This window comes from Mycobacterium sp. TH-M116 (assembly GCF_057473685.1).
This window is the reverse complement of the sequence record NZ_JBYCLC010000407.1, coordinates 1-9,741: the sequence shown is the minus strand read 5'-3', so window position 1 is coordinate 9,741 and position 9,741 is coordinate 1. Positions and strand designations below refer to the sequence as shown.

The following is a 9,741-nucleotide window of genomic DNA, read 5'->3' as shown; positions in this document are numbered from 1 at the left end:
AGGCGCTCGATGAAGCCCTCCGGACCCGGGGCCACCATGCGCATCGCCGCGCTGTGGTCCCCGGATGCCCGCAGGCCGCCCAGCATCCGGCGCATCGTGCGGGCGGGATCCGCGTCCAGTTCGGCGTCGGCGATACCGGGCTCTTGGAAATAGAGGATGTAGAAGAAGTTGTCGCCGGCGATCTTGCGCCACGCCGTTGTCGGCGCCACCCGCGGACGGGGGACCGGCGGCACGCTGAGCGCGGCGACGGCGGCTACCCGGTCAGGATGCAGCAGGGGTGCGTTCCACACGACCGAGGCGCCCCAGTCGTGCCCGATCCAGACGGCGCGCTCGGCGCCGACATCGTCGAGCAGGCCGACCAGGTCGGCCGTCAGCGCGTGGATGTCGTACGCCTCGATCGCATCCGGGCGAGAGGATCCGCCATAGCCACGCTGGTCGGGAGCCAGCACGTGGTAGCCCGCCTCGGCGAGTACCGGTATCTGGTGGCGCCAGGAGTAGGCCAGTTCCGGGAAGCCGTGGGCCAGGATCACCACGGGCGCGCCGCGATCTCCCGCTTCCGTCACCCGCAGTCGCACGCCATTGGTGTCCACAAACCGCTCCGTCGATGTCGGCATTCCGTTACCAAAGCACACTTGCCGGTGGCTGCGAAGTGGAAGTGCGTGCCGCGATCGGCGCTCGGGCGCGGCGCGCGTTGAGATAGCGTTTGACGCGGGTTCGATGACTACGAGGGCGGGTGAGTGTGACCATGCGGCTGGATCACGTCGTGCTGTGGACGGGCAACCCTCGCGTCGCGATGGACTTCTACTCGCGGGTGGTCGGGCTCGAGCCGGTGCGGTTCGACGAGTTCGAGGCCGGCGAGGCCCCGTTTCCGAGCGTGCGCGTGTCGGAGGACTCCATCCTCGACCTCGTGCCGGTGGACAGCATCGCGGGCACCGAGACCATGACGCGGGTCCCGGGGAGTGCCGGGCACCGCGTCAACCACGTCTGCCTTGCGCTGTCGGAATCCGAGTACGAGGCACTGGATCGGCGCCTGAAAGCCGAAGGCGTTGACACCGGCGCGCGGCTGAACCACTCGTATGGGGCCCGCGGGTGGGCGCCGCAGGGATACTATTTCGCCGATCCGGACGGCAACGTGATCGAGGCGCGGTATTACGAGCGCTGAGCTGCACGCAACACCGATCGCGACGGCGATTGCCGAACCAACCGGGAACTGCCGGTCGTTGTCTGGGCAGGACGGCACGCTGGCGGTGACCGGCCGCGCCCGGCTCCCCCGGGCTGGCGATTACCGCGGGCGGTAGCCTGGAACTTTCCCGCTACGTGTGCATCGGAAGGACCTGGCCCGTAGGGCCGATGATTGATGAACCGAAAAAATCTGATCCGCACCGTCACGGCGGTCGCTGTCGTGGTGCTGCTCGGTTGGTCGTTCTTCTACTTCAGCGACGACACCCGCGGTTTCAAGTCCGTCGACACCTCGGTCGCGATGGCGCAGATCAACGGCGGCAATGTCAAGAGCGCCCAGATCGACGACCGTGAGCAGCAGTTGCGGCTGACCCTGAAAAACGGAAACGGCGAGACGGACGGGTCCGACAAGGTCATCACCAAGTATCCCACCGGATACGCGGTCGACTTGTTCAACGCGCTCAGCGCCAAGGACGCCAAGATCAGCACCGTCGTCAACCAGGGCAGCATTCTGGGTGAGCTGCTGGTCTACTTGCTGCCGCTGTTGTTGCTGGTGGGCCTGTTCGTGATGTTCTCGCGGATGCAGGGTGGCGCCCGGATGGGCTTCGGATTCGGCAAGTCGCGCGCCAAGCAACTCTCCAAGGACACGCCCAAGACCACCTTCGCCGACGTCGCGGGGGTCGACGAGGCGATCGAGGAGCTCTACGAGATCAAGGACTTCCTGCAGAACCCGGGTCGCTACCAGGCGCTGGGCGCCAAGATCCCCAAGGGCGTCCTTCTCTACGGCCCGCCCGGGACGGGTAAGACCCTGCTGGCGCGCGCGGTGGCCGGCGAGGCCGAGGTCCCGTTCTTCACCATCTCGGGGTCCGACTTCGTCGAGATGTTCGTCGGTGTCGGCGCGTCTCGCGTGCGTGACCTGTTCGAACAGGCCAAGCAGAACAATCCGTGCATCATCTTCGTCGACGAGATCGACGCGGTGGGCCGTCAGCGGGGTGCCGGACTCGGCGGCGGTCACGACGAGCGCGAGCAGACGCTGAACCAGCTGTTGGTGGAGATGGACGGGTTCGACCCGCGCGCCGGCGTCATCCTGATCGCGGCCACCAACCGGCCCGACATCCTGGACCCGGCGCTGCTGCGGCCCGGCCGCTTCGATCGGCAGATCCCGGTGTCCAATCCCGACCTGGCGGGCCGCCGCGCGGTACTGCGGGTGCATGCCAAGGGCAAGCCCATTGCCCCCGACGCCGACTTGGACGGGCTGGCCAAGCGCACGGTCGGCATGACCGGTGCCGATCTGGCCAATGTGATCAATGAGGCCGCTCTGCTGACCGCCCGGGAAAACGGCACCGTCATCACCGGAGCCGCTCTGGAGGAGGCGGTGGACCGGGTCGTCGGCGGGCCGCGGCGCAAGAGCCGGATCATCAGCGAGCACGAGAAGAAGATCACCGCCTACCACGAGGGCGGACACACCCTGGCGGCGTGGGCGATGCCCGACATCGAGCCGATCTACAAGGTGACGATCCTGGCCCGGGGCCGCACGGGTGGGCACGCGGTCGCGGTGCCGGAGGACGACAAGGGCCTGCGGACGCGCTCGGAGATGATCGCGCAGCTGGTGTTCGCGATGGGTGGGCGCGCCGCCGAGGAGCTGGTGTTTCGCGAACCGACCACCGGCGCGGTCTCCGATATCGAGCAGGCCACCAAGATCGCGCGGGCGATGGTCACCGAGTTCGGCATGAGCTCCAAACTGGGCGCCGTCAAGTACGGCTCCGAGCACGGTGACCCGTTCCTGGGCCGGACCATGGGCAACCAGGCCGACTACTCGCACGAGGTCGCTCGCGACATCGACGACGAGGTCCGCAAGCTGATCGAGGCTGCGCACACCGAGGCCTGGGAGATCCTCACCGAGTACCGCGACACCCTCGACGCCCTGGCCGGCGAGCTGTTGGACAAGGAAACTCTGCACCGGCCAGAACTGGAGAGCATCTTCGCCGGCGTCGAGAAGCGTCCCCGCCTGACCATGTTCGACGACTTCGGGGGTCGCATCCCGTCGGACAAGCCGCCGATCAAGACGCCCGGCGAGCTGGCGATCGAGCGTGGCGATCCATGGCCCCCGCCGGTCCCCGAGCCGGCCTTCAAGGCGGCGATCGCGCGGGCGAGCCAGGCCGCCGAGGCCGCGCGCGGCGAGGTCGCCAAAAACGCCCACGGCGGGAATGGCTCCCACAGTTCCCGCGGCGGCCAAGCCGGAAATCGGCAGGAGGGGCCACACGGCCCCACCCAGCCCGACTACGGTGCCCCGGCCGGCTGGCATGCGCCCGGCTGGCCGCCGCAGGAACCGCAGCCCGGCCACTGGTATCCGCCTCAGCAGCAGCAGCCTTACTGGCCGCAGCCGGTGGGCCACTACCCGGGGCAGCCGGGCCAGGCCCCGGCTCCGTACCCCCCGCACCCACCGGCCGGCCAAACCGGCCCGCATACCGCCCCCGATCCGGCACGGGCACCCGACCGGCCGGATGACGACGTCCGCCGGTTCAGTCCGCCGGCCCGAGGCTGAGGAACGGAGCACCCGATGGCCTTGCCGGATCTCGACTCCGACACCCCTCCCGCGCCCGGACACGTGCGGTCGTTCGACCAGCAGCGTGCCGAGTCCGCGGTTCGCGAGTTGCTGTACGCGATCGGCGAGGACCCGGACCGGGATGGCCTGCGGGACACCCCGGCGCGGGTGGCCCGCGCCTACCACGAGATGTTCTCCGGGCTCTACCTCGACCCCGGCACGGTGCTGAACACCATGTTCGACGAAGACCACGACGAACTGGTGATCGTCAAGGAAATCCCGATGTACTCCACGTGTGAGCATCATCTGGTGTCGTTCCACGGTGTGGCCCATGTGGGCTACATCCCCGGCAAGGACGGCAGGGTGACCGGGTTGTCGAAGATCGCCCGCCTGGTCGACCTGTACGCCAAGCGGCCCCAGGTTCAGGAGCGGCTCACCAGCCAGATCGCCGATGCCCTGGTGAACCGGCTCGACCCCCGCGGGGTGATCGTCGTCGTCGAAGCCGAGCATCTGTGCATGGCGATGCGCGGCGTCCGCAAACCCGGCGCCGTCACCACGACGTCGGCGGTGCGCGGCCAGTTCAAGCACGATGCCGCCTCGCGAGCCGAAGCTCTCGACCTCATCCTGCGTAAGTGAACCCCCGCCTGTGCAGGTCATGGGGGTTGTGAACGTCACCGACGATTCGTTCTCGGATGGCGGGCGCTACCTTGATGCCGACGCCGCGGTGGCCCACGGACTGGCACTGGCCGCCGACGGCGCGGAGATCGTCGACGTGGGCGGCGAGTCCACCCGTCCCGGCGCCACGCGGATCAATTCCAGGGTTGAGGCATCGCGCGTCGTCCGGGTCGTCAAAGAGCTTGCTGCGCAAGGTGTCACGGTGAGCATCGACACGATGCACGCCGACGTTGCGCGGGCGGCGCTACACAGCGGCGCGCGCATCGTGAACGACGTGTCCGGCGGACGGGCCGATCCGGCGATGGCGCCGCTGCTGGCCGATGCCGGCGTGCCCTGGGTGCTGATGCACTGGCGACCTGTGTCGCCTGAGCACCCGCACCGCGCCCCGAGTTATCGCGACGTGGTGGCCGACGTGCGCGCGGAGTTGCTCTCGAGCGTCGACGACGCGGTCTCCGCGGGCGTCGATCCGGCCAAGCTCGTGATCGACCCGGGCCTCGGATTCGCCAAGACGGGGCGACACAACTGGGCGCTGCTGCACGCCCTGCCGCATCTGGTCTCCACCGGTATCCCGGTTCTGTTGGGCGCCTCGCGCAAACGGTTCCTCGGTACGCTGCTGGCCGGCCCCGACGGGTCGCCGCGGCCGCCTGACGGCCGCGAGACGGCGACTGCGGTGATTTCCGCGCTGGCCGCCCTGTACGGTGCCTGGGGGGTACGGGTGCATGACGTGCGGGCCTCGGTCGACGCCCTCAAGGTCGTCGGGGCCTGGACGCAACCCGAGACGACTGGACGCCATGGCTGATCGAGATGGCTGATCGAGATGGCTGATCGAATCGAATTGCGCGGCTTGGCACTTCACGGTCGCCACGGGGTCTTCGAACACGAACGCGCCAACGGGCAGGAGTTCGTCGTCGACATCACCGTGTGGATCGATCTCGCGGCCGCGGCCGCCAGCGACGACCTGGCCGACACCTACGACTACGCCGCGCTGGCCGGTCTGGCGGCCGGGGTGGTGGGCGGAGCGCCCCGCAACCTGATCGAAACGGTCGGGGGCGAGATCGCCGACCAGGTGATGGGGGACCGGCGTGTGCACGCCGTCGAGGTGGTGGTGCACAAACCGTCGGCTCCGATCCCGCAGCGGTTCGCCGATGTGGCGGTCGTGGTCCGGCGGTCACGGCGCGGCGGCCGTGGTTCGATGGTCCCGGCCGGCGGAGCGCGATGACGCGCGTCGTGCTGTCCATCGGCTCCAACCTGGGGGACCGGCTGGCGCGGCTGCAATCGGTCGTCGACGGGCTGGGTGAGGCGGTGCGCGCGGTGTCCCCGGTATACGAGACCGATCCCTGGGGCCGGGTGGACCAGGCGCCCTTCCTCAACGCGGTGCTCATCGCCGACGACGCCGCGTGCGACGCGCACGCCTGGCTGCGGCGCGGGCAGGAGTTCGAGCGGGCGGCCGGCCGGGTCCGCGGCGAACGCTGGGGTCCGCGCAGCCTCGACGTCGACCTCATCGTCTGCCACGGGGAAGCCGAGGTGATCGCTCGCGAGAAGACCCTGACGCTGCCGCACCCGCTGGCCCATCTGCGGGCTTTTGTGTTGATCCCTTGGCTGGCCGTCGATCCCGACGCCTGGCTGACGGTTGTCGAGGGGCCGCGGCCGATCGCCGGATTGCTCGCCGAGCTGGAACCCGCCGACCGGCACAGCGTGCGGCTGACCGACCTGACGCTCACGACGCGGGGAAGCTGATGGGCCCGACCCGCCGACGTGACCTCACGGCCGCGGTGGTCGCCGCCGCGGTGCTGGGATACCTGCTGTTCAGCGCCATGGACCGGTGGTTCCCGCGCATCACCGCGTGGACCGGGATCTCGCTGCTCGCGGTGGCCGCCGCCGAGGCGCTGTGGGCGCGCTACGTGCGGACCAAGATCAGCGGCTGCGAGATCGGCCCCGGGGCCGGCCGGCTGCACCCGCTGGCGGTGGCGCGCAGCGTGGTGGTGGCCAAGGCGTCGGCCTGGGTCGGCGCGTTGATGCTGGGCTTGTGGATCGGGGTGCTGGGGTACCTTCTGCCGCGCCGGTCCTGGCTGCGGGTAGCCGCCGAGGACACCACCGGGACGGTGGTCGCGGCCGTCAGCGCGCTGGTGCTGCTCGTCGCCGGGCTGTGGCTGCAACATTGCTGCAAATCTCCGCCAGAACCACCCGAGCACGGTGAGGGCGCCGAGATTTGACCGGCCCGGGACGTCGGGTACCGCTAACTGAGAATCGCCGGACCGGCCCGACACGCGCAATGACCTCGCAGAGGTACAGTCGGGCCATGACCGTTCTGTCCCGCGGCGCCCGGGTACGGCGCGGCGGCCGCAGGCCGGGTTGGGCACTCCTGACCGCGTTGCTGGTTCTCGCGATGGGAGCCAGTTCCGCGCTGGTTTTCACCAACCGCGTGGAACTTCTCAAGCTCGCGGTGATCCTGGCGCTGTGGGCTGCGGTGGCCGGCGCCTTCGTGTCCGTGCTGTATCGCCGGCAGAGCGACGCCGACCAGTCACGGGTGCGTGACTTGAAGCTGGTCTACGACCTGCAACTGGACCGGGAGATATCGGCCCGCCGTGAGTACGAGCTGACGGTGGAGTCCCAGCTGCGCCGCGAACTGGCCTCCGAGTTGCGGGCCCAGAGCGCCGACGAGGTCGCGGCGTTGCGAGCGGAACTGAACGCATTGCGGACCAGCTTGGAGATCCTGTTCGACACGGACCTCAAGGAGCGTCCCGCGATCGAAACGCTCGATACCGAGGTTCCCCGCGCTCGCGCGTACAGCGAATGGGACCGCAACGGTGCGGGAGCGCCCGTCGATTGGGTGTCCAGCGACCGCGTGACGCCGGGGCCGCAGCACCACTCGCCCCAGGCCCCGGAGGCCCTGGGGGTCTCGAACACCCCCGACGGCTGCTCCGACGAGCCGGCCATCATCGACGTGCCCGAGGAGCCTCTGCTGCCGCCCCGGCGGCAGCCGCCCCCACGCGAACGCGTGCGCTTCCACGAGGCGCCACAGGAAACCTCCCATGCGCCGGAGCCGGAGCCGCAGTTCGACTTCCGGCACCGCACGCCGCCGCCCCCGCAAGCGCAGGCCCGGGACCAGGACTGGGAGCCGGTCGCCAACGGCCGGTGGCTGCCCTCCGGAACCGCGGCACCGCCCGGCGGCGATCCGTCTGGGAGGCAGCGCGGCTCCCGCCACATCGGCGCCGACGAGCCTTTTGGAGAATCCCGCGAGCAGCGAGAGCCCGAAGGCTACCGCGACTCGCGCGGGGGACCCGTCCCCACCGGTTCACGCGGTGAGCGGGACGCCCCGCGGCCCCACGGGGAGTCCGGCCGCCGCTCGCGGTCGCGGCATTCGGCGGAATACCGCGACTTCGGCGTCCGCAACTTCACGGTCCCCGACGAGCCGGTGGTGGTCCCGCCTCCGGTCAGGGCGCCCGCTGCGGCGCCGGCACCGGCACCGCAGCCCCCGGTGCCACCGGCCGCCGAGCAGCAGCCGCCGCGACTGGCGCCGGCGCCGGCCCCGGAGCCCGCACCGCGCCATGGCGGCGCGGACGGCTCCGACGTGGCGAACGGCCCGCCTTCGGGTGGGCAGTCGGTCGCCCAACTGCTGGCGCGGTTGCAGGTCGAGTCGTCCGGGGTTGGGCGCCGCCGCCGCCGTAACGTCTGAGCCGGGGCCCTGTCGCGTTGGGTCCGGTCCGGCCATCGACTACAGTCTTGGTGACCGTCCGGTACCCGTGAGACTGGGACCGGAACGAACGAAGACTTAGGTGAGGTCGTCTGCGATGGTGCAGTTCGACGGTTTGCGTCCGGCCAGACTGAAGGTGGGGATCATCTCGGCCGGCCGGGTGGGAACCGCCCTGGGTGTTGCGCTGGAGCGCGCCGACCACGTCGTGGTCGCGTGCAGCGCCGTCAGCGACGCGTCCCGACGCCGCGCGCAACGGTGGCTGCCCGACACCCCGGTCGTTGCGCCCCAGGACGTGGCTGTCGGCGCGGAGTTGTTGCTGCTGGCGGTACCCGACAGCGAACTCCCCGGTCTGGTGGCCGGTCTGGCCGCGACGTCGGCGGTGCGGCCGGGCACGATCGTGGCGCACACCTCCGGAGCCAACGGTGTCGGCGTGCTCGCGCCGCTGACCCCCGACTGCATACCGCTCGCGATCCACCCGGCGATGACGTTCACCGGGTCCGATGAGGACATCCGCAGGCTGCCGGACACCTGTTTCGGGATCACTGCGGCCGACGACGTCGGATCTGCGGTGGGGCAGTCTCTGGTCCTGGAGATGGGTGGCGAACCGTTCTGCGTCCGTGAGGACGCCCGCGTGCTCTACCACGCCGCCCTGGCGCATGCGGGCAACCACATCGTGACCGTCCTGGCCGATGCCCTCGATGCACTGCGGGCCGCGCTGCGCGGGCAAGAGGTGCTCGGCCTGGGGGTTCCTCCCGCTGGCGGGGGACAAATCGTCGACGACCAGCCCGGCGGCATCGCCGAGCGCATCGTCGGGCCGCTGGCCCGGGCAGCACTGGAGAACACCCTGCAACGCGGCCAGTCGGCGCTCACCGGACCCGTCGCCCGCGGTGACGCGGCCGCGGTCGCCGGGCATCTGGCCGCGCTGGCCAAGGTCGACTCGGACCTGGCCCAGGCGTACCGGGTGAACGCCCTGCGGACCGCGCAGCGCGCGCACGCGCCCGAGGACGTCGTCAAGGTGCTGGTGCGATGACCGTGGCGCGGTCGCCGGTCTTCGACCCCGGCCAACTCAACGTGTACTCGGCGCCGCGCGACGTCGCCGACGTCAGCCGGGCGCTGCGCCAGACGGGGCGCCGGGTGATGCTGGTGCCCACCATGGGCTCGCTGCACGACGGGCACCTGGCACTGGTGCGGGCCGCCAAGCGGGTGCCCGGCTCGGTGGTCGTGGTCTCGATCTTCGTCAACCCGCTGCAGTTCGGCCCGGGTGAAGACCTCGATGCCTACCCCCGCACGCTCGACGACGACGTGGCTCTGTTGTCGGACGAGGGCGTCGAGATGGTGTTCGCGCCGAGCGCCGCCGCGATGTATCCCCACGGCCTGCGCAGCACGGTGCAGCCCGGTCCGCTGGCAGCCGAGCTCGAAGGCGGCGCCCGCCCGACCCACTTCGCCGGCGTCCTGACGGTGGTGTGCAAGCTGCTGCAGATCGTGCGTCCGGACCGGGTCTTCTTCGGCGAGAAGGACTTCCAGCAGCTGGTCCTGATCCGCCAGATGGTCGCCGACCTGAACATCGACGTTGCCGTGGTCGGGGTGCCGACCATCCGCGAGCCCGACGGCCTGGCGATGTCGTCGCGCAACCGCTACCTGGATCCGG

Annotated in this window: 11 protein-coding genes; 10 read left to right on the top strand and 1 reads right to left on the bottom strand. The window is 70.4% G+C overall.

Translation table 11 applies throughout. The features are described from left to right. The coding region (locus tag AC2VOK_RS20885) for an alpha/beta fold hydrolase (RefSeq protein WP_428902145.1) at positions 1-614 on the bottom strand (614 nt) is incomplete at its 3' end. 131 nt (positions 615-745) lie between these two features. On the opposite strand from AC2VOK_RS20885, the gene AC2VOK_RS20880 reads away from it, so the two are divergent. The 10 genes from AC2VOK_RS20880 to panC all read left to right on the top strand — a co-directional run. Continuing rightward, the gene (locus tag AC2VOK_RS20880) at positions 746-1,162 is read left to right on the top strand and encodes a VOC family protein (protein ID WP_421531296.1); all 417 of its coding nucleotides are present in this window, start codon (positions 746-748) and stop codon (positions 1,160-1,162) included. A 195-nt stretch (positions 1,163-1,357) separates the two neighbouring features. After that, complete coding sequence (ftsH, locus tag AC2VOK_RS20875; RefSeq protein WP_428902144.1) at positions 1,358-3,724, top strand: ATP-dependent zinc metalloprotease FtsH; 2,367 nt, start codon at positions 1,358-1,360, stop codon at positions 3,722-3,724. Positions 3,725-3,745: 21 nt separating this feature from the next. Further along, the gene (gene folE, locus AC2VOK_RS20870) at positions 3,746-4,360 is read left to right on the top strand and encodes a GTP cyclohydrolase I FolE (RefSeq protein WP_428902146.1); all 615 of its coding nucleotides are present in this window, start codon (positions 3,746-3,748) and stop codon (positions 4,358-4,360) included. Further along, positions 4,314-5,198: a dihydropteroate synthase gene (gene folP, locus AC2VOK_RS20865; RefSeq protein WP_428902143.1), complete on the top strand. Its 885-nt coding sequence runs from the start codon at positions 4,314-4,316 to the stop codon at positions 5,196-5,198. Before folE ends, folP begins: the two co-directional genes overlap by 47 nt. An 18-nt stretch (positions 5,199-5,216) precedes the next feature. Further along, positions 5,217-5,618: a dihydroneopterin aldolase gene (gene folB / locus AC2VOK_RS20860; protein WP_421531285.1), complete on the top strand. Its 402-nt coding sequence runs from the start codon at positions 5,217-5,219 to the stop codon at positions 5,616-5,618. Continuing rightward, complete coding sequence (gene folK / locus AC2VOK_RS20855; RefSeq protein WP_428902142.1) at positions 5,615-6,136, top strand: 2-amino-4-hydroxy-6-hydroxymethyldihydropteridine diphosphokinase; 522 nt, start codon at positions 5,615-5,617, stop codon at positions 6,134-6,136. Before folB ends, folK begins: the two co-directional genes overlap by 4 nt. Next, positions 6,136-6,612: a DUF3180 domain-containing protein gene (locus AC2VOK_RS20850; protein ID WP_428902141.1), complete on the top strand. Its 477-nt coding sequence runs from the start codon at positions 6,136-6,138 to the stop codon at positions 6,610-6,612. Before folK ends, AC2VOK_RS20850 begins: the two co-directional genes overlap by 1 nt. Before the next feature lie 86 nt (positions 6,613-6,698). Further along, positions 6,699-8,075 carry a DUF6779 domain-containing protein gene (locus AC2VOK_RS20845; RefSeq protein ID WP_428902140.1) on the top strand — a complete coding sequence of 459 codons (1,377 nt, stop codon included), beginning with the start codon at positions 6,699-6,701 and terminating at the stop codon, positions 8,073-8,075. 115 nt (positions 8,076-8,190) lie between these two features. After that, positions 8,191-9,123 carry a Rossmann-like and DUF2520 domain-containing protein gene (locus tag AC2VOK_RS20840; protein ID WP_428902139.1) on the top strand — a complete coding sequence of 311 codons (933 nt, stop codon included), beginning with the start codon at positions 8,191-8,193 and terminating at the stop codon, positions 9,121-9,123. Beyond that, the coding region (gene panC, locus AC2VOK_RS20835) for a pantoate--beta-alanine ligase (RefSeq protein WP_428902138.1) at positions 9,120-9,741 on the top strand (622 nt) is incomplete at its 3' end. The genes AC2VOK_RS20840 and panC, both read left to right, overlap by 4 nt.

Bases quoted from the DNA above. Each gene is read 5' to 3' on its own strand.
- AC2VOK_RS20880 (WP_421531296.1), top strand. From the start codon at position 746: ATGCGGCTGGATCACGTCGTGCTGTGGACGGGCAACCCTCGCGTCGCG.
- ftsH (WP_428902144.1), top strand. From the start codon at position 1,358: ATGAACCGAAAAAATCTGATCCGCACCGTCACGGCGGTCGCTGTCGTG.
- folP (WP_428902143.1), top strand. From the start codon at position 4,314: ATGCCGCCTCGCGAGCCGAAGCTCTCGACCTCATCCTGCGTAAGTGAA.
- folB (WP_421531285.1), top strand. From the start codon at position 5,217: ATGGCTGATCGAATCGAATTGCGCGGCTTGGCACTTCACGGTCGCCAC.
- folK (WP_428902142.1), top strand. From the start codon at position 5,615: ATGACGCGCGTCGTGCTGTCCATCGGCTCCAACCTGGGGGACCGGCTG.
- AC2VOK_RS20850 (WP_428902141.1), top strand. From the start codon at position 6,136: ATGGGCCCGACCCGCCGACGTGACCTCACGGCCGCGGTGGTCGCCGCC.
- AC2VOK_RS20845 (WP_428902140.1), top strand. From the start codon at position 6,699: ATGACCGTTCTGTCCCGCGGCGCCCGGGTACGGCGCGGCGGCCGCAGG.
- AC2VOK_RS20840 (WP_428902139.1), top strand. From the start codon at position 8,191: ATGGTGCAGTTCGACGGTTTGCGTCCGGCCAGACTGAAGGTGGGGATC.